Annotated in this window: 21 protein-coding genes and 2 pseudogenes; 19 read left to right on the forward strand and 4 right to left on the reverse strand. The window is 50.5% G+C overall.

All coding sequences use genetic code 11. The features are described 5' to 3' along the window. Positions 1-19: 19 nt before the first annotated feature. Both silP and HV127_RS29410 read left to right on the forward strand, forming a co-directional pair. Positions 20-2,467, forward strand: coding sequence for an Ag(+)-translocating P-type ATPase SilP (gene silP / locus HV127_RS29405; protein ID WP_004098955.1), 2,448 nt, complete (start codon positions 20-22; stop codon positions 2,465-2,467). A gap of 40 nt (positions 2,468-2,507) precedes the next feature. Then, positions 2,508-2,705: a DUF2933 domain-containing protein gene (locus HV127_RS29410; protein WP_000843497.1), complete on the forward strand. Its 198-nt coding sequence runs from the start codon at positions 2,508-2,510 to the stop codon at positions 2,703-2,705. A gap of 33 nt (positions 2,706-2,738) precedes the next feature. Here the strand turns inward: HV127_RS29410 and HV127_RS29415 are convergent, their stop codons facing one another. Together HV127_RS29415 and HV127_RS29420 are read right to left on the reverse strand one after the other, a co-directional pair. After that, entirely contained in the window at positions 2,739-3,476 is a 738-nt protein-coding gene (locus HV127_RS29415; RefSeq protein ID WP_004182013.1) for a peptidoglycan DD-metalloendopeptidase family protein, read from the reverse strand. A 288-nt stretch (positions 3,477-3,764) separates the two neighbouring features. Beyond that, positions 3,765-4,214 carry a copper resistance protein gene (locus tag HV127_RS29420; RefSeq protein ID WP_001023257.1) on the reverse strand — a complete coding sequence of 150 codons (450 nt, stop codon included), beginning with the start codon at positions 4,212-4,214 and terminating at the stop codon, positions 3,765-3,767. Between the two features lie 233 nt (positions 4,215-4,447). Here HV127_RS29420 and pcoA point away from each other — a divergent pair, with 233 nt between their 5' ends. The 6 genes and pseudogenes from pcoA to pcoS form a co-directional block, all read left to right on the forward strand. After that, positions 4,448-6,265, forward strand: a complete 1,818-nt coding sequence (pcoA, locus tag HV127_RS29425) for a multicopper oxidase PcoA (RefSeq protein WP_000925242.1) — start codon at positions 4,448-4,450, stop codon at positions 6,263-6,265. 5 nt (positions 6,266-6,270) lie between these two features. Continuing rightward, positions 6,271-7,161, forward strand: a complete 891-nt coding sequence (gene pcoB / locus HV127_RS29430) for a copper resistance outer membrane transporter PcoB (protein WP_001378118.1) — start codon at positions 6,271-6,273, stop codon at positions 7,159-7,161. A gap of 39 nt (positions 7,162-7,200) precedes the next feature. Beyond that, positions 7,201-7,581 carry a copper resistance system metallochaperone PcoC gene (gene pcoC / locus HV127_RS29435; RefSeq protein ID WP_000025662.1) on the forward strand — a complete coding sequence of 127 codons (381 nt, stop codon included), beginning with the start codon at positions 7,201-7,203 and terminating at the stop codon, positions 7,579-7,581. A gap of 55 nt (positions 7,582-7,636) precedes the next feature. Then, complete coding sequence (pcoD, locus tag HV127_RS29440) at positions 7,637-8,515, forward strand: copper resistance inner membrane protein PcoD (protein ID WP_080821469.1); 879 nt, start codon at positions 7,637-7,639, stop codon at positions 8,513-8,515. A gap of 54 nt (positions 8,516-8,569) precedes the next feature. Beyond that, the gene (pcoR, locus tag HV127_RS29445) at positions 8,570-9,250 is read left to right on the forward strand and encodes a copper response regulator transcription factor PcoR (protein ID WP_001188930.1); all 681 of its coding nucleotides are present in this window, start codon (positions 8,570-8,572) and stop codon (positions 9,248-9,250) included. Further along, positions 9,247-10,317, forward strand: a pseudogene (pcoS, locus tag HV127_RS29450) (copper resistance membrane spanning protein PcoS); the annotation flags it as partial. The gene pcoR and the pseudogene pcoS, both read left to right, overlap by 4 nt. A gap of 52 nt (positions 10,318-10,369) precedes the next feature. Here pcoS and HV127_RS29455 read toward each other — a convergent pair. After that, positions 10,370-11,074: an IS6-like element IS26 family transposase gene (locus HV127_RS29455; RefSeq protein WP_001067855.1), complete on the reverse strand. Its 705-nt coding sequence runs from the start codon at positions 11,072-11,074 to the stop codon at positions 10,370-10,372. A 93-nt stretch (positions 11,075-11,167) separates the two neighbouring features. Here HV127_RS29455 and HV127_RS29460 point away from each other — a divergent pair. From HV127_RS29460 to HV127_RS29515, 11 genes and pseudogenes are all read left to right on the forward strand, one after another. Beyond that, positions 11,168-11,314 (forward strand): annotated as a pseudogene (locus tag HV127_RS29460) (nucleotidyltransferase); the annotation flags it as partial. Beyond that, on the forward strand, positions 11,311-11,712 hold the full coding sequence (locus HV127_RS29465; RefSeq protein ID WP_001293886.1) for a DUF86 domain-containing protein: 402 nt from the start codon (positions 11,311-11,313) through the stop codon (positions 11,710-11,712). The pseudogene HV127_RS29460 and the gene HV127_RS29465, both read left to right, overlap by 4 nt. Then, positions 11,702-12,058, forward strand: coding sequence for a cupin domain-containing protein (locus HV127_RS29470; RefSeq protein ID WP_000215515.1), 357 nt, complete (start codon positions 11,702-11,704; stop codon positions 12,056-12,058). Before HV127_RS29465 ends, HV127_RS29470 begins: the two co-directional genes overlap by 11 nt. Before the next feature lie 254 nt (positions 12,059-12,312). Then, positions 12,313-12,639 carry a hypothetical protein gene (locus tag HV127_RS29475; protein WP_003100858.1) on the forward strand — a complete coding sequence of 109 codons (327 nt, stop codon included), beginning with the start codon at positions 12,313-12,315 and terminating at the stop codon, positions 12,637-12,639. After that, the gene (locus tag HV127_RS29480) at positions 12,636-13,136 is read left to right on the forward strand and encodes a hypothetical protein (RefSeq protein ID WP_003100856.1); all 501 of its coding nucleotides are present in this window, start codon (positions 12,636-12,638) and stop codon (positions 13,134-13,136) included. Before HV127_RS29475 ends, HV127_RS29480 begins: the two co-directional genes overlap by 4 nt. Continuing rightward, positions 13,133-13,504, forward strand: coding sequence for a hypothetical protein (locus HV127_RS29485; protein ID WP_003100853.1), 372 nt, complete (start codon positions 13,133-13,135; stop codon positions 13,502-13,504). The genes HV127_RS29480 and HV127_RS29485 overlap by 4 nt, the downstream gene beginning before the upstream one ends. Beyond that, positions 13,498-14,055, forward strand: coding sequence for a recombinase family protein (locus HV127_RS29490; RefSeq protein WP_003100847.1), 558 nt, complete (start codon positions 13,498-13,500; stop codon positions 14,053-14,055). The genes HV127_RS29485 and HV127_RS29490 overlap by 7 nt, the downstream gene beginning before the upstream one ends. Before the next feature lie 124 nt (positions 14,056-14,179). Further along, the gene (locus HV127_RS31905; RefSeq protein WP_228727541.1) at positions 14,180-14,332 is read left to right on the forward strand and encodes a hypothetical protein; all 153 of its coding nucleotides are present in this window, start codon (positions 14,180-14,182) and stop codon (positions 14,330-14,332) included. Continuing rightward, positions 14,332-14,799 (forward strand): hypothetical protein, encoded by a 468-nt coding sequence (locus HV127_RS29500; protein WP_064172194.1) that lies wholly within the window; start codon positions 14,332-14,334, stop codon positions 14,797-14,799. Before HV127_RS31905 ends, HV127_RS29500 begins: the two co-directional genes overlap by 1 nt. 42 nt (positions 14,800-14,841) lie before the next feature. Then, positions 14,842-15,213 carry a hypothetical protein gene (locus HV127_RS29505; RefSeq protein ID WP_064172193.1) on the forward strand — a complete coding sequence of 124 codons (372 nt, stop codon included), beginning with the start codon at positions 14,842-14,844 and terminating at the stop codon, positions 15,211-15,213. A 770-nt stretch (positions 15,214-15,983) separates the two neighbouring features. Next, positions 15,984-16,559, forward strand: a complete 576-nt coding sequence (locus tag HV127_RS29515; RefSeq protein ID WP_064172192.1) for a hypothetical protein — start codon at positions 15,984-15,986, stop codon at positions 16,557-16,559. Here HV127_RS29515 and HV127_RS29520 read toward each other — a convergent pair. After that, positions 16,553-16,723, reverse strand: coding sequence for a hypothetical protein (locus HV127_RS29520; RefSeq protein WP_162778893.1), 171 nt, complete (start codon positions 16,721-16,723; stop codon positions 16,553-16,555). The two genes, HV127_RS29515 and HV127_RS29520, sit on opposite strands and share 7 nt — an antisense overlap. Positions 16,724-16,960: the final 237 nt, after the last annotated feature.

A 16,960-nucleotide genomic window follows, 5' to 3' on the forward strand; every position in this document is an offset into this window, starting at 1 on the left:
ATGCATAAGGAGAGTTACTGTGAAAAATGACAATGCAGTGCAACACAACAACCAGACTGCTTCTGAGCAGACATTATCCCCGGACGAGGGCCACGTATTGCATAAGGTGAGAGATCCCGTGTGCGGGATGGCCATCCTGCCCGACAGGGCGCACAGCAGCATTCGATACCAGGACCACCAACTTTATTTCTGCTCCGCCAGCTGTGAGAGTAAATTTAAAGCCCATCCCGATCGTTATCTTACCGAAGATGCCAGTGAACATTCCCATCACCATCACCACGATCATCACGAAGTCAGCCCTGATCAGATAAAACAGCCTCACAACCAGGCGGAAAAAGAGAATTCTGAAGGTGTGTGGACATGTCCGATGCACCCGGAGATACGCCGCAGTGGTCCCGGAAGCTGTCCTGTCTGTGGAATGGCACTGGAGCCGCTCGTAGCTACGGCATCCACGGGGCCGAGTGATGAACTTCACGACATGACAAGACGCTTCTGGCTGGGGTTGTTGCTGGCGTTTCCGGTTCTGGTACTCGAAATGGGATCTCATCTGTTTCCCGACTTGAGGAATACAGTACCGCCACAGTACAACACATGGCTGCAGTTGCTTCTGGCCTCCCCTGTCGTGTTGTGGTGTGGCTGGCCATTCTTCGCCCGGGCCGGAATGTCGTTACGTAACCGCTCCCTGAATATGTTTACCCTTGTTGCAATGGGGACCGGCGTAGCCTGGGTTTACAGCGTCATTGCAACCGTCTTCCCCTCCTGGTTTCCTGCATCGTTCAGAAACATGGATGGCCTGGTGGCCGTTTATTTTGAAGCCGCAGCAGTTATTACGGTGCTTGTTCTGCTGGGACAGGTTCTTGAGCTGCGGGCACGGGAACAAACCTCAGGCGCCATTACTGCGCTTCTGAACCTTGCCCCCAAAACCGCCAGACGGCTGGATCATGACGGTCATGAAACGGATATTAATGCGGAAGATGTCCTGCCTGGCGATAAGCTCCGCATCAGACCTGGAGAGAGTATTCCGGTCGACGGTATCGTGATCGAAGGCAAAACAACCGTTGATGAATCGATGGTGACCGGGGAGTCTATGCCGGTTACCAAAACGAAGGGTGACCCTGTCATTGGGGGGACGATTAATCAGACAGGTAGTCTTATCATCCGTGCAGAGAAAGTCGGTGATGAAACGATGCTCTCACGAATTGTTCAGATGGTCGCTGATGCACAGCGTTCGCGTGCCCCCATCCAGAGAATGGCAGACAGCGTTTCAGGCTGGTTTGTTCCTCTGGTGATACTTATCGCGGTTGTTGCTTTCTTGATCTGGTCTGTCTGGGGGCCCGAGCCCAGGATGGCGCACGGTCTCATTGCGGCTGTGTCGGTCCTGATTATTGCCTGTCCCTGCGCGCTGGGACTGGCCACGCCGATGTCGATAATGGTGGGGGTGGGCAAAGGCGCCCAGGCCGGGGTGTTAATCAAGAATGCCGAAGCCCTTGAGCGTCTTGAAAAAGTGGACACGCTGGTTGTCGACAAAACAGGCACGCTCACGGAAGGTTCGCCTACGGTGACAGGGATTATCAGTCTCAGTCCGGGTGGGGAAATATCTCTTTTACGTGTAACAGCTGCAGTGGAAAAAGGTTCGCAGCATCCGTTGGGTATGGCTGTTGTCAGAGCCGCGCATGAAAAGGGGATCGTGATACCTGCCGTCAGTAATTTCAATGCCCCGTCGGGGAAAGGTGTCTCAGGCGATGTCGAAGGTCAACGGGTTGTTATTGGTAATGAACTGGCTATGCAGGAAAACAGTATCGTTATTGATAATCAAAAGGCCGTTGCGGATACGTTGCGGATGGAAGGCGCTACCGTTATCTATGTGGCCACAGACGGGAACCTTGCAGGCCTGATAGCTATCTCGGATCCCGTGAAAGCAACCACGCCGGATGCGCTTAAAGCTTTGCGTCAGGCGGGGATCCGCATTGTTATGCTCACCGGGGATAACCAGCTTACTGCTGAAGCAGTCGCACGGAAACTGGGAATAGATGAGGTTGAAGCCGGGATTCTGCCGGATGGCAAAAAAGCAGTGATAACCCGACTGAAAGCGTCTGGCCATGTGGTTGCGATGGCCGGAGACGGTGTGAATGATGCCCCGGCGCTGGCAGCGGCTGACGTGGGTATAGCCATGGGAACGGGTACAGATGTGGCAATAGAAAGTGCTGGCGTTACCCTTCTCAAAGGCGATTTGATGATACTCAACAGGGCCCGTCATCTGTCAGAAATCACCATGAAAAATATCCGGCAGAATCTGTTTTTTGCGTTTATCTACAATGCTCTTGGGGTGCCTGTAGCTGCAGGTCTGCTTTATCCTGTGTATGGAATACTGCTGTCGCCAGTTATTGCGGCGGCGGCTATGGCCCTTTCCTCCGTTAGCGTCATTGCAAATGCGTTGCGTCTGAAAAGTGTCAGGCTCGGGAAATAACCCTGAATGAAGGGTCTGTTACTAACAGAAGGAGTCCGGTATGAAAAGTACCACCTATGCGCTTATTGCTGTCGCCGCGATTGCGGCATTTGCCCTCCTGCGCGAACACTGGTCACATGTGGCAGGTTACTGGCCATATCTGTTATTGCTGGTCTGCCCGCTAATGCATCTTTTCCACGGCCACGGAGGGCATGGAGATCATCAACATCAAGGAAGTGAAAACGATAAAAAAAATTAATCCGGCAGACGGGGCCGCGTCGCGGCCCCGTTATCATTCCAGGTATCGTTCGTAGTCTCTGGCATGCGCAAAGGCATGCTGTTCAAGTTTGTTATCAGCGGGTGCCGCTGCCCGGAACGCCAGTGAGTTAACAGGATTGTTATTGATGACCAGCTCGTAATGCAGATGAGGACCGGATGAACGTCCGCTGTTACCGGATAACGCAATAGCGTCTCCCCGGGTAACCCTGGCCCCTTTAGTAACGAGTATTTTATTGAGGTGGAGATAGCGAGTTTTAACACCGGCTTTTCCCGTTACTTCAACAAAATATCCCATGGTACTGTTGTATTCGGCCCGGGTGATTTTTCCGTCGATGACGCTGACTATTTTCGTGTTCATGGGCATGGAATAATCAATGCCATTATGGGGACTCACTTTTCCCGATACCGGGTTAAGTCTTGCAGGATTGAAAGGCGAACTGAGTCTTGCTGTGGCCGGTAACGGATAATCGAGACTGCCTTTCCCGGAAGTATCGGAAAGGTTATAGAACTTTTTATCTGATATACGATACGCCGTGTAATTAAATGAACCGGACGTAAATTTATAGGCCACGACACGTGATTTTCCCGCTTTCTTTTGCAGTACGAGTTTTAATGATTCATTTTTTTTCAAATGCCGCAGATTAAACCGGGAAGGCAAGGAGCGCTGAAGAGTAGCGATCTCGTTCGATTCCAGCCCCGAGCGGGTGGCTGAAAGGTAGGCATTTTCTTTTACGACATCGGTAGAATACATTTACTGGAATTCGCCGTTAGCATGAACACTGCGGCGTATGCTAGGGGTTTTCAGGAGGCGTGTCATCTGTCAGTTAATCGGGAGCACCGTTGATGGTCGTCATTTTTGTAACATATCTTGTTTCCCGTTTGCTCCTGAAGCTCTGGGAACTGTATGACCAGCCCGACGGTGATGATTAACGGGACTGAAACAGGTTACGGCAGAGCAATATGGGGCTCATGTCCTGCTACGTAACCCGTCAGTAAAGCCCTGCTGCGCACCTGACGCTAAGCACTAACCCGCCTGCAGTTACCTGGTCGAATACAGCCCGCGAAGCTTTCTTGCCTGCGTCTGATGTGCTTCCGCACCGGCATTATTGACCTGCTCATGCACGAGAGCGGCTTTTTCTCCGGCATTCAGTTCGTTAAAAGAAGAAGACGAGGTCTTTGAATTTGCATCACTGCCGGACAGCATTTTTTTATGTTCCTCAATCATTTTCTGATGCGCATAGGACGCGCTGTTGTTCATAAATGAATGAGCAACAATGGCCCTTTCATGTTCATTCATTTCAGAGAATGAGGGCGTGTTGTTTTTATTAACCCTGTCCGGTAAGTTTTCATGCGTCGAGGAGTTCACATGACTGACGGCTGAGGCATTATTAACAAATCGATGTGCTTCATGGGCAATATCACTGGACTGAGCAAAAGCTGCCCCACAAAATAAAGCTGTAAACGCAGTGGTCGTGATTAATATATTCATGTGTAATTACCTTCTGAGGTACATAAAAGATGTCCTTATGATCATATATAAAAAAATCAACCTGTGGAGAAGATGACGTAAATGTAATACAGCCACGTACATTACACGATTGTAATGAATTTGTTTCTTAAGGTGTGCTAGATTCATTTCATTGTAAGTGGATGAACCAGTAATTTAATTTAAATCGGTTCTCGAATTCTGTCAGTAACCATACTTTAAATAAGGGAATGCGCATGCTGTTGAAAACGTCTCGACGAACTTTCCTGAAGGGGTTAACCCTCTCTGGCGTAGCCGGAAGTCTTGGCGTATGGAGTTTCAATGCGCGTTCCAGTCTGAGCCTGCCAGTTGCCGCATCCCTGCAGGGTACTCAGTTTGACCTGACCATTGGTGAAACGGCCGTCAATATCACGGGCAGTGAGCGTCAGGCCAAAACAATCAATGGAGGCCTGCCGGGGCCCGTTCTTCGCTGGAAAGAAGGTGACACCATTACCCTGAAGGTCAAAAACCGTCTTAATGAACAGACGTCCATTCACTGGCACGGCATTATTCTTCCGGCCAATATGGATGGTGTTCCGGGGCTGAGTTTTATGGGCATAGAGCCTGATGATACCTACGTTTACACCTTTAAGGTTAAGCAGAACGGGACTTACTGGTACCACAGCCATTCCGGTCTGCAGGAACAGGAGGGGGTATACGGTGCCATTATCATCGATGCCAGGGAGCCAGAACCGTTTGCTTACGATCGTGAGCATGTGGTCATGTTGTCTGACTGGACCGATGAAAATCCTCACAGCCTGCTGAAAAAATTAAAAAAACAGTCGGATTACTACAATTTCAATAAACCAACCGTTGGCTCTTTTTTCCGCGACGTGAATACCAGGGGGCTGTCAGCCACCATTGCCGATCGGAAAATGTGGGCTGAAATGAAAATGAATCCGACTGACCTCGCGGATGTCAGTGGCTACACCTACACCTATCTCATGAACGGGCAGGCCCCGCTGAAAAACTGGACCGGACTGTTCCGTCCCGGTGAAAAGATACGCTTACGGTTTATCAACGGCTCGGCAATGACCTATTTCGATATCCGTATCCCCGGGCTGAAAATGACGGTCGTGGCTGCAGATGGCCAGTATGTAAACCCGGTTACCGTTGACGAATTCAGGATTGCCGTTGCCGAAACCTATGATGTCATTGTGGAGCCTCAGGGTGAGGCCTATACCATCTTCGCACAATCCATGGACAGGACCGGTTACGCTCGAGGGACACTGGCCACGAGAGAAGGGTTAAGTGCTGCCGTTCCCCCCCTCGATCCCCGTCCTCTGTTGACCATGGAAGATATGGGTATGGGGGGAATGGGACATGATATGGCAGGAATGGACCACAGCCAGATGGGAGGCATGGATAACAGCGGAGAGATGATGTCTATGGACGGTGCTGACCTTCCGGATAGCGGGACATCCTCCGCGCCCATGGATCACAGCAGCATGGCCGGTATGGATCATTCCCGGATGGCCGGAATGCCGGGTATGCAAAGTCATCCTGCGTCAGAAACGGATAACCCACTGGTTGATATGCAGGCGATGAGCGTCTCTCCGAAATTAAATGATCCGGGTATTGGTCTTCGAAATAACGGAAGAAAGGTTCTCACGTACGCGGATTTGAAAAGCCGCTTTGAGGATCCTGACGGACGTGAACCTGGCCGTACCATAGAACTGCATTTAACCGGCCACATGGAAAAGTTTGCCTGGTCATTTAACGGAATCAAGTTTTCAGATGCCGCACCGGTGCTGCTGAAATACGGTGAGCGGCTCAGGATCACGCTGATCAACGATACCATGATGACTCACCCCATTCACCTGCATGGTATGTGGAGCGATCTGGAAGATGAAAACGGTAATTTCATGGTTCGTAAACACACAATAGATGTTCCCCCTGGTACAAAACGCAGTTACAGAGTGACAGCAGATGCGCTTGGCCGCTGGGCGTATCACTGCCATTTGCTCTATCACATGGAAATGGGAATGTTTCGTGAAGTCCGGGTGGAGGAATGATGCGAATGAAGAGAAATTTGAAGGCCATACCTGTTCTGGTCGCCGGTTTGTTTACCTCACAGCTTTCTATTGCGGCGGGCTCCGTCTCTGCAGATCCCCACGCCGGGCACGACATGTCTGCCATGCAGATGCCAGCAGATGAGAATTTCACTGAGATGACGTCAATGGAGCCCATTGTAACTGAGAGCAGAACGCCAATTCCGCCTGTTACCGATGCCGACCGGAAGGCTGCATTCGGCAATTTACAGGGGCATGCGATTCACGACAGTGCGATTAATTATCTGGTTCTGCTGGATCAACTGGAATGGCAACGGTCGGATAACACCAACAATTTCAGCTGGAGTGTTAACAGCTGGATTGGAGGCGACACAGATCGGATTTGGCTAAAGAGTGAAGGTGAACGAAGCAATGGGGAAACGGAGGCGGCTGAAGCGCAGTTACTCTGGGGACATGCGGTTGGCCCATGGTGGGATTTGGTTGCGGGTGTCAGGCAGGATTTCAGACCTGCTTCTGCCCGGACCTGGGCTGCTGTCGGTTTTCAGGGGCTGGCACTCTATAATTTTGAGTCTGAAATTACGGGTTTTGTCAGTAATGGCGGAAAAGCAGCCCTTCGTCTGGGAGGAGAATACGACGTTTTACTGACTAACCGGCTCATACTCCAGCCATCCTATGAGGTGAATTTCTACAGTCAGGATGATGAATCGCGGGGTCGCGGCAGGGGACTGACTGACACAGAGCTGGGGCTCCGGCTGCGCTATGAAATACGCCGTGAGTTTGCACCCTATATAGGCGTTTCCTGGAATCAACTTTACGGGAAAACATCCGATATGGCGAAAAGAGAAGGTGAGAAAGACCATCAGGTAGTATTCCTGGCGGGAGCCAGAATCTGGTTTTAACGCACTGATATAAAACACTCAACTAAACAGGTAAATAAAATGTCGATTTTAAATAAAGCCATTCTTACAGGTGGCCTCGTTATGGGCGTTGCTTTCTCTGCTATGGCCCATCCGGAATTAAAAAGCTCTGTGCCACAGGCTGATTCAGCCGTAGCGGCCCCGGAAAAGATTCAGCTTAATTTCTCGGAAAATCTGACCGTGAAATTCTCAGGTGCAAAATTAACGATGACGGGTATGAAAGGCATGTCATCACATTCTCCGATGCCGGTCGCGGCAAAAGTGGCGCCAGGCGCTGACCCTAAATCGATGGTCATTATTCCGCGAGAGCCTTTACCCGCTGGCACTTATCGTGTTGACTGGCGCGCGGTTTCTTCAGATACGCACCCTATTACCGGTAATTACACCTTTACAGTGAAGTAATATTATGAACGACCTGATTATGATTGTTATTCGTTTTCTTCTTTATCTGGATTTGATGGTAATATTTGGATTGCCATTTTTTCAGATATATGGAATAAGCGGTGTCAGACATGAAACCTATAACCTGACTAATTTCAGGTCGTTTATAACCTTTGCTGTTGTTACAGGCATCATTCTTACTGGCATTAATATGCTCCTGGTATCTAATGCCATGAGTGGAGTAACTGACCTCAGAGAATTATCCATCCATGTTATCGAGATGGTGATAGAAGAAACTGATGTGGGTATTAGCTGGATTGTCAGACTCTGTGCCCTGTTTACCACACTCGGTGCTTTGTTCCTTTACACTAATAAGAGAGTATTGTCCTGCCTGCTGATGACGATGAGTGGGGGCGTGGCGCTGGCTACACTTGCCTGGGGAGGACACGCCGTTATGCATGACGGTCTGCATTACTATCTCCATTTACTGAGCGATCTGACCCATCTCGGCGCTGCAGGTGCCTGGACAGGTGCTCTGGTTGCATTTGCTATCCTGCTGATGCGCAGAAACGAGCATAATGCACAGAGCGTCATTGTGATATCTGACTCCCTGGCAAAATTTGCCACGGCAGGAACGGTGATTGTTGTAGCCCTGATCCTGAGTGCGCTGGTCAACTATCTGTATATTGCTGAGGGTAACTTAACTCCCTTATTCAACAGTTCCTGGGGGAGGATATTGCTTGCCAAGACGGCTCTGTTTGTTCTGATGCTTCTTCTGGCTGCAGCAAACCGGTTTCACCTGGGTCCCCGGCTTGAAGTTATGGTCAGGGAAGGGAATTATGATCGCAGCGTTGCCCTGATGCGAAACAGCATCCTGACAGAATTCGTTGTTGCGATTATCATTCTGGGCGCCGTAGCGTGGCTTGGAATGCTTGCTCCGTCTCAGATCAGCTAGGGGACAGCCAAAGCTCATGCGTGAGATTTTTACTTTCATATCAGCGAGTTGACCATGCAGCGTATTTTAATCGTTGAAGACGAACAAAAAACAGGTCGTTACCTGCAGCAGGGACTGGTTGAGGAAGGCTATCAGGCCGATCTCTTTAATAATGGCCGCGATGGTCTCGGGGCCGCGTCGAAGGGACAGTATGATTTGATAATACTGGACGTGATGCTGCCTTTCCTCGACGGGTGGCAAATCATCAGCGCACTGAGGGAGTCCGGGCACGAAGAACCGGTCCTGTTTTTAACCGCAAAGGACAACGTGCGGGACAAAGTGAAAGGACTGGAGCTTGGCGCAGATGACTACCTGATTAAGCCCTTTGATTTTACGGAGCTGGTTGCACGTGTAAGAACCCTACTGCGCCGGGCACGCTCGCAGGCCGCAACAGTCTGCACCATCGCCGATATGACCGTTGATATGGTGCGCCGGACCGTGATCCGTTCGGGGAAGAAGATCCATCTCACCGGTAAAGAATACGTTCTGCTTGAGTTGCTGCTGCAACGCACCGGAGAAGTGTTACCCAGGAGTCTTATCTCGTCCCTGGTCTGGAACATGAATTTTGACAGTGATACGAATGTGATTGATGTCGCCGTGAGACGTCTGAGAAGTAAAATTGATGATGACTTTGAGCCAAAACTGATCCATACCGTTCGCGGTGCCGGATATGTCCTGGAGATCAGAGAAGAGTGAGGTTCAAAATTTCCCTGACCACACGCCTGAGCCTGATTTTTTCTGCGGTGATGCTTACGGTATGGTGGTTATCAAGTTTTATCCTGATTAGCACCCTGAATGGCTATTTCGATAATCAGGACCGCGATTTTCTGACAGGTAAACTTCAGCTCACCGAAGAGTTTCTTAAAACAGAGACGTTCAGGAACAAAACGGATATTAAGTCATTATCAGAAAAAATAAACGATGCGATGGTGGGGCACAATGGCTTATTCATTTCTATAAAAAACATGGAAAATGAAAAAATTGTTGAACTCTATGCCAAAAATTCTGTTGTTCCAGCGGTCCTGCTTAATAAGTCGGGTGATATTCTCGACTATATGATCCAGACGGAAGAAAATAACACCGTGTACCGCAGTATCTCGCGGCGGGTTGCCGTGACGCCGGAACAGGGTAAAAGCAAACATGTCATCATTACGGTTGCCACGGATACTGGGTATCACACCCTGTTTATGGACAAACTCAGTACCTGGCTGTTCTGGTTCAATATCGGTCTGGTCTTTATTTCTGTTTTTCTGGGCTGGCTGACCACACGTATTGGTCTGAAACCGCTACGGGAAATGACCAGTCTGGCTTCCTCCATGACCGTACACAGCCTGGATCAGCGTCTAAATCCCGATCTGGCTCCGCCGGAAATCTCTGAGACCATGCAGGAGTTCAATAATATGTTTGATCGCCTGGAGGGGGCATTCCGGAAACTGTCAGATTTCTCGTCTGACATCGCGCATGAGCTGCGCACACCAGTCAGTAATCTGATGATGCAGACGCAGTTTGCACTGGCTAAGGAAAGGGATGTTTCGCATTACCGCGAAATTTTATTCGCTAACCTGGAAGAACTGAAAAGGTTGTCACGAATGACCAGTGACATGCTTTTTCTGGCACGTTCAGAGCATGGTCTGCTGCGGCTGGATAAACATGATGTGGATCTGGCAGCCGAACTGAATGAATTACGTGAGTTGTTCGAGCCCCTGGCAGACGAAACAGGAAAGACAATCACGGTTGAAGGAGAGGGCGTTGTTGCCGGAGACGGCACTGTTGCAAAGTTAGCGATGAGGCAGCCTTTTGTCTTATTCAAAGGCCTTACATTTCAAAAACTCTGCTTACCAGGCGCATTTCGCCCAGGGGATCACCATAATAAAATGCTGAGGCCTGGCCTTTGCGTAGTGCACGCATCACCTCAATACCTTTGATGGTGGCGTAAGCCGTCTTCATGGATTTAAATCCCAGCGTGGCGCCGATTATCCGTTTCAGTTTGCCATGATCGCATTCAATCACGTTGTTCCGGTACTTAATCTGTCGGTGTTCAACGTCAGACGGGCACCGGCCTTCGCGTTTGAGCAGAGCAAGCGCGCGACCATAGGCGGGCGCTTTATCCGTGTTGATGAATCGCGGGATCTGCCACTTCTTCACGTTGTTGAGGATTTTACCCAGAAACCGGTATGCAGCTTTGCTGTTACGACGGGAGGAGAGATAAAAATCGACAGTGCGGCCCCGGCTGTCGACGGCCCGGTACAGATACGCCCAGCGGCCATTGACCTTCACGTAGGTTTCATCCATGTGCCACGGGCAAAGATCGGAAGGGTTACGCCAGTACCAGCGCAGCCGTTTTTCCATTTCAGGCGCATAACGCTGAACCCAGCGGTAAATCGTGGAGTGATCGACATTCACTCCGCGTTCAGCCAGCATCTCCTGCAGCTCACGGTAACTGATGCCGTATTTGCAGTACCAGCGTACGGCCCACAGAATGATGTCACGCTGAAAATGCCGGCCTTTGAATGGGTTCATGTGCAGCTCCATCAGCAAAAGGGGATGATAAGTTTATCACCACCGACTATTTGCAACAGTGCCAGTTTATCACCACCGACTATTTGCAACAGTGCCCTGCCCGGTGCCACGTTGTTGGACTTGGGCGATTTGGAAGAAGAACTGAAATCGCTGCTCGGCGTTGACGTCGATCTGCTGACTCCCGGCGACCTGCCGCCGAAGTTCCGGGCCAAGGTGCTCGCGGAGGCGCAACCGATATGAGCGAGAACCGCCTGCCCGATTACCTCGACCACATTCAGCAGGCCGCAACCGATGCGCGCAGCTTCGTGGAAGGGATGGCCAAGGACGACTTCTTGGCCGACAAGCGCACCCAGCAGGCCGTCATCATGAGCCTGATCGTCATCGGCGAGGCGGCCACAAAGGTGATGGATGGCTACGTCGAGTTCACCCAGGCGCATGCCGACGTGCCGTGGCGCAGCATGCGCAATATGCGTAATCGCATGGCTCACGGCTATTTCGACATCAACCTCGATGTGGTGTGGGAGACGGTACAGGAATGGCTGCCGGCGTTGCTCCAGCAATTGCCCGCCGTGCGTCAGGATGCCGACGATGAAGACCGTAACGACAACTGTGAAAGAGGGATCTCCGATGACTGTTGAATCGAGAATATTTTCTGTAGCCGAGTATGTTCAGCCGTCCGAAGGCGAGCCTATTCGTTCCGTTGTGCTTGAAACCCGAGACTCAATTATCGTGGTTTGGCATGTCCATCCCGGGCAGGAAATTGCGGCTCACATTCATCCTCACGGCCAAGACACGTGGACTGTTTTGTCGGGAATGGCTGATTACTTTCAGGGCAATGGGATTGTTCGTGCCCTCAGGGAAGGTGAGATAGCCGTGGCAAGACCGGGCCAAGTGCACGGGGCGCGAAATACAGGTACCGAGCCATTTGTGTTAGTCTCGGTTGTGGCATCAGCCAATGCCGGTTTCGTATTGGCTGAGCGATAGAGCCCAATCTCTGGAGTTGGTCCAATGAGCGGTCGGGGAGATAGGTAACAGACATGCAGCGGACACGGCTGCTAAACCAGGTCGCAAACCTCCTTGCGTCGCAGCGTGCCGCAAGCGACGCGATCAATCGAATGGGGTCGGCATGAGACTGAACACCATCCAGTTCCCGACCGCGTAGCCGCCTGTCCTGCCGATCAGGTCTTGACCATCGACGCCTGGGATCAGTCCTGAATGTTCTTGGAGACCACTACGTTATGAGCCGCAGCCGCCGCAAAACACCCATCGTCGGGCACACGACCTGCGGCAGCGAGCGCGAGGACAAGAAGCTCTGGCATCAGCGCTGGCGCACCCGTGAGCGCACGGCGCTGACCAGCGCGTCGCCCGAAGCCCTGAGCGCCCATCTGCCCCTGCTGGAAAACCAGGCCAGCAGCGTCTGGTCGATGGGCAAGGATGGCCGCTCCTACTGGCCCGTCAAGCGCCAGGCCGCCACGGCGGATCGCATCGCCAATCACAAGGGACGCAACCCGCAAGAACGCGCCTCCCTGAAAAAGCGCCTGCTGCGCAAGTGGATGAGCAAATGAAGCTCTCCTTCCATCAGCACATTGCGCTGTTCTGGATGATCGGTGCTCCGGGCGTCTTCGCGCCCGTGATCGAGAACGCCAAGCGGCCCGATGCCGGCGCCGTCATGGCGTGGGGTGTCGCGATCGTGGCGGTGATGATCCTCTTCACCCCTTTGCTGCTGCGCTGTCCACCATTCCGGCGCTGGTATGGCCGGACGGATGCGCTGTCGGAGCGGCAGCGCCAGGCGCTTGCCGAGCGCGGCCTGCGCCGCTACTACCAGACCGCTTTCGATGACGGCTACGTGCCCCGCGTGATGCCCTACGTGTGGCGCATCATCTGGACGGTCGGCGGGTTGATGGCTGTGACCGCCGTACTGCCTACCAACACCGGACGGCCAGCCTTCGATGCCTTGGTGGTCTTCTCGACCTGGTATCCGATAGGCGTGATGCTGCTGGTTTTCGCGTCGAGGCCCCTTGGCCGGTTGATTCGCCAAAGAGCACAGGAGCGGCGGAAATGAGCACGTCAACCATCGAGGCGCTGGCCAGCGCCTGGGCAAGGATTGCCGAGGAAGCGGAATTCCCCGCTGACTACGAGGGGACTGCCACACCACAAGCGCATCGGGCTAGCGAAGCTATTCAGGAGCAGATTCGGGAGCGCATCGTCGCCACCAACGACATGCGGCTGTTCAGCCTGCTGCACCTGCTGGGTCAGGCGTCGCTGCGCATGGAGCAAGCGCTGTGGCCGGAGGATTACGAGCGGATGACGCGCGAGGTTGAGGAAGCCCTGCGGCAAGCCACCGACGCCAACGCCAGATCGTACACCCACGAAGAAGTGATGCAGGCGATGCAGGAACGCATCGACCGGGCGCGAGACAAGCCATGTTGATTGGCTATGCGCGCGTCTCGACGCAGGATCAGAACCTGGAGCTGCAACGCGAAGCCTTGAGCAAGGCCGGATGTAAAAAGGTCTTCGAGGACAAGGTGAGTGGCACGCGGGCAGACCGGCCTGGCTTGGCCAAGACGCTCGAAATGCTGCGCGAAGGCGATACTTTGGTCGTCTGGAAGCTCGACCGGCTGGGCCGGTCGGTCAAGCAACTGGTCGATCTGGTCGGCGATCTGCACAAGCACGGTGTCCAGTTCAGGAGCCTCACCGACTCCATCGACACCGGCACACCATCCGGGCGGTTCTTCTTCCACGTCATGGCGAGCCTTGCCGAAATGGAGCGCGAGCTGACCGTCGAGCGCACCCGCGCCGGGCTGGAAGTCGCCAAGCAGCTCGGCCGCAAAGGCGGCCGCAAGCCGAAGATGACCGACAGCAAGATCGAGTCGGCCAAGAAGCTGCTGGCCAGCGGGGTGCCGCCCAAGGACGTGGCCAAGAACCTCGGCGTGTCCATTCCGACGCTGTACCGCTGGGTGCCAGCCTCCACGCACGCTTAGCGTGCTTTATTTTCCGTTTTCTGAGACGACCCCTATTAGCTTACAGTGTCCTACTTGCGGTACTACCACACTACTAAATAACCGAGACATTGAGCAAGTTCGCTGTGCTAGATGCGGTAGAGAAATGACAATGAACCGTCTAATAGAAGAGAATGGCGAAAATATTCATTCTCATGTTAATGAGATACAAAAAGATCTAGAGAAAAAATTAATAAAAGATCTTTCTGATAAATTAAAAAAAACCTTCAAAGGTAATAAGAATATAAGGATTAAATAATGACAGTATCTCTGGGTGATGTGTTTGGTGGTTTAGCATTTCTTCTCTCAATATATGCAACAATAAAAACCATCAAGTTCAATGAAAGACAAAAGGCATTAATTGAAGCGCAAGAAAAGTTAACAAACCTTCAGCTTACTAAAGAAGCAAATGAGCTGGAAAGCTCTAAAAAAGCTGATGTAAGTGCAAATATAGTCAACATTGGAAATAATAAATATAAACTTAAAGTATTTAATAAAGGTAAAAGCCCAGCGAAAAACGTAAGAATCGAATTCCCAGACAATAACTCACCAGTTTCAATGAGTGACGTTGAAAGTAAATTCCCATTTGAATATCTTGTTACACATCAATCAGTTGATCTGATTGCATCAGGGGAGTTAGGTAGAGCAAGTAAGTTTACTGTAAGGCTAATATGGGATGACGACTTTCAAGATGGGAATGAATGCGTTGTTCATGTAACATATTGACTTACAAAATTTTAAATAACATTAATTAGTAAGGAGTTCGAAATGAAGAATCAAATTTATAACCACCGTGGTATATATGAAATAATCAGAAATCACTATATAAAAAACTTTCCTTATACGGTTCAATTTGAAGCTCTTAATGCAATAAATGAGCACATTAGTCTTATTATTGATGATGCATCAATACAAAAAGATGAAGATAACAAATACATATTTATAAATGATAACGCTAATAAAGAAACTGATGACCCATTTGAAAGTACAGAAAGAAACCTTGCTGCTTACCTGTCAAAATCAAGTGGTATCGAAGCACTGTTCCAAGATGTGAATGCATTACAAAAATGGTTGCTCCAATCTGGTTTTATCAGTGGCGGTATCGCGACAGAAAAAATGCTGATTACAAATAAATTGTAATTAGTTCGCACAATGACGTTATGCTAAAGAGGCTGCTGCGGGAGGCATTCTCGCAGCGGCCTTTTCAATATATGGACATTTCTACTGAGCCTTGACATGCAGTGTCAGCACAAAGCGTTATTGTTGTCTCAGCACAATTCACACGCGTCGTGTACGCTAAACCTTCATTTTGCTCAGCACAGGACCGCGATCTTATGTTGGTGACTATGAAAGGCAAAGAACTTTTCCGGCTTGGTATCATTTAGCGAGTATTTGACCGGGCTTTGCTTCAGCGCGACGCAGCAGACATACTTAAGCTTAGTGTTCGTCAGGTGCAGCGTCTTGTGCGTCTATACCGGACAGATGGCGCAACCGCATTTGCATCTTCCCGCCGTGGACGTCCTGCAAACAGCTGGATCGATGAAGAAACACGCTGTAAAGCCCTGGATTTAATCCGGTGCTACTATCCAAATTTTAGTCCGACGCTCGCAACGGAAAAACAGGCCGAACGCCATCATATCCAGCTCTCCGTCGAAACCGCCCGCAACAGGATGACCGCCGACGGTCTCTGGCGTCCTCATTCCCGCCGGCAACCCCAGATTTATCAGCCACGCTTGATGCCACCGTCACCTGATGCACCTGCGATTCTGTGATTCAGAAAACGCATTCGACTACATGATGGATAGCACGGCCTTTTCCCTGCTGCCGTCGATAGTATGTTACCCAGTCTCTCTCAGCCTTTTTTCTCGTGTTATAATGCCTTCTTCCATTGTGTTGCTTCGTGGTGCGACATGAACAAGCTTGAGTTTAATAGTATACTTTCAAAAATTGGCCCTTTGGCTTTTGCAGCTTACTCTCAAGAGATGACAGGACTTCTACCCGGTATTTCTTTGCCATCTATTGATTTTGATGTGTGTGCTGTGCAGCATTTAGGCGGCGCTGAGTCCTGGCCTGATACCTCTGAACAAAAGGATGGATATGGTGGCTGGTCTTGGGAAGAAATCTATCATAAGTCCAAATATTCCCCTGAAAAGTTTGTTATTGCTGTTTCCAGCAATGGTATATTTGGCGGGCTATTTTCTGGAAAATTACAAGCCACTGAGGTTGAGCTACAGTTTGTACAGCGTGATATTCGTTGCGCATCACTCAAAGGTTTCATGATTCCAGCATCTATTACGTACAGTGCCATTTTAGGGCTGGTTATGGGGCGCGATGTTCTAACTGTGTGTGAGCCAGCCCCGGATATCATTGAACGGTACAGGAAAAGTATGAAAGGTAATGTGTCGTTTACTTTTGGGCAGAAAGGGGAAGTTACGAAGATGAGCGTACCGGTTGATGAGGTTGTATCCCCACCAACCGATCAATAGAGAGCTAACTTATACTCTCTCTTCTGTGCTGATACGCTGGGTTCGTTTTCAACATACATCACTCCTCTCTTTTCGTCTTGAGAGAGCTTTGGAAATACTGTTACTCCGGCCTTACGCAGAACAGCTATGCGCTGCATTGGTGTCATATCTTTAAATGTTTTCATCAGTCTCTTCCCCCCATCAACCGACGTTTGCTTTAAGCTGAGCCGGTATTCCTGCTACCATCGATTGCAAACCACGTGCTTACATAATAAGCCGGGTGTTGCGGATATTCAACTAAAGGTTGAGTGTTATCTATGTTCTAACTTGTCTTGAAACATAATTAACATATTGTTTTTAATGGTTTTATTGAAATGATCAGCCAAAGATTCCCTAAAGATTATGTGTTGCAAATTTAGAAA

The sequence above is a fragment of the Klebsiella sp. RHBSTW-00215 genome (genome assembly GCF_014103785.1).
Lineage (GTDB): Bacteria > Pseudomonadota > Gammaproteobacteria > Enterobacterales > Enterobacteriaceae > Klebsiella.

Bases quoted from the DNA above. Each gene is read 5' to 3' on its own strand.
- HV127_RS29410 (WP_000843497.1), top strand. From the start codon at position 2,508: ATGAAAAGTACCACCTATGCGCTTATTGCTGTCGCCGCGATTGCGGCA.
- HV127_RS29415 (WP_004182013.1), bottom strand. From the start codon at position 3,476: ATGTATTCTACCGATGTCGTAAAAGAAAATGCCTACCTTTCAGCCACC.
- HV127_RS29420 (WP_001023257.1), bottom strand. From the start codon at position 4,214: ATGAATATATTAATCACGACCACTGCGTTTACAGCTTTATTTTGTGGG.
- pcoA (WP_000925242.1), top strand. From the start codon at position 4,448: ATGCTGTTGAAAACGTCTCGACGAACTTTCCTGAAGGGGTTAACCCTC.
- pcoB (WP_001378118.1), top strand. From the start codon at position 6,271: ATGAAGAGAAATTTGAAGGCCATACCTGTTCTGGTCGCCGGTTTGTTT.
- pcoC (WP_000025662.1), top strand. From the start codon at position 7,201: ATGTCGATTTTAAATAAAGCCATTCTTACAGGTGGCCTCGTTATGGGC.
- pcoD (WP_080821469.1), top strand. From the start codon at position 7,637: ATGGTAATATTTGGATTGCCATTTTTTCAGATATATGGAATAAGCGGT.
- pcoR (WP_001188930.1), top strand. From the start codon at position 8,570: ATGCAGCGTATTTTAATCGTTGAAGACGAACAAAAAACAGGTCGTTAC.
- HV127_RS29455 (WP_001067855.1), bottom strand. From the start codon at position 11,074: ATGAACCCATTCAAAGGCCGGCATTTTCAGCGTGACATCATTCTGTGG.
- HV127_RS29465 (WP_001293886.1), top strand. From the start codon at position 11,311: ATGAGCGAGAACCGCCTGCCCGATTACCTCGACCACATTCAGCAGGCC.
- HV127_RS29470 (WP_000215515.1), top strand. From the start codon at position 11,702: ATGACTGTTGAATCGAGAATATTTTCTGTAGCCGAGTATGTTCAGCCG.
- HV127_RS29475 (WP_003100858.1), top strand. From the start codon at position 12,313: ATGAGCCGCAGCCGCCGCAAAACACCCATCGTCGGGCACACGACCTGC.
- HV127_RS29480 (WP_003100856.1), top strand. From the start codon at position 12,636: ATGAAGCTCTCCTTCCATCAGCACATTGCGCTGTTCTGGATGATCGGT.
- HV127_RS29485 (WP_003100853.1), top strand. From the start codon at position 13,133: ATGAGCACGTCAACCATCGAGGCGCTGGCCAGCGCCTGGGCAAGGATT.
- HV127_RS29490 (WP_003100847.1), top strand. From the start codon at position 13,498: ATGTTGATTGGCTATGCGCGCGTCTCGACGCAGGATCAGAACCTGGAG.
- HV127_RS31905 (WP_228727541.1), top strand. From the start codon at position 14,180: ATGACAATGAACCGTCTAATAGAAGAGAATGGCGAAAATATTCATTCT.
- HV127_RS29500 (WP_064172194.1), top strand. From the start codon at position 14,332: ATGACAGTATCTCTGGGTGATGTGTTTGGTGGTTTAGCATTTCTTCTC.
- HV127_RS29505 (WP_064172193.1), top strand. From the start codon at position 14,842: ATGAAGAATCAAATTTATAACCACCGTGGTATATATGAAATAATCAGA.
- HV127_RS29515 (WP_064172192.1), top strand. From the start codon at position 15,984: ATGAACAAGCTTGAGTTTAATAGTATACTTTCAAAAATTGGCCCTTTG.
- HV127_RS29520 (WP_162778893.1), bottom strand. From the start codon at position 16,723: ATGAAAACATTTAAAGATATGACACCAATGCAGCGCATAGCTGTTCTG.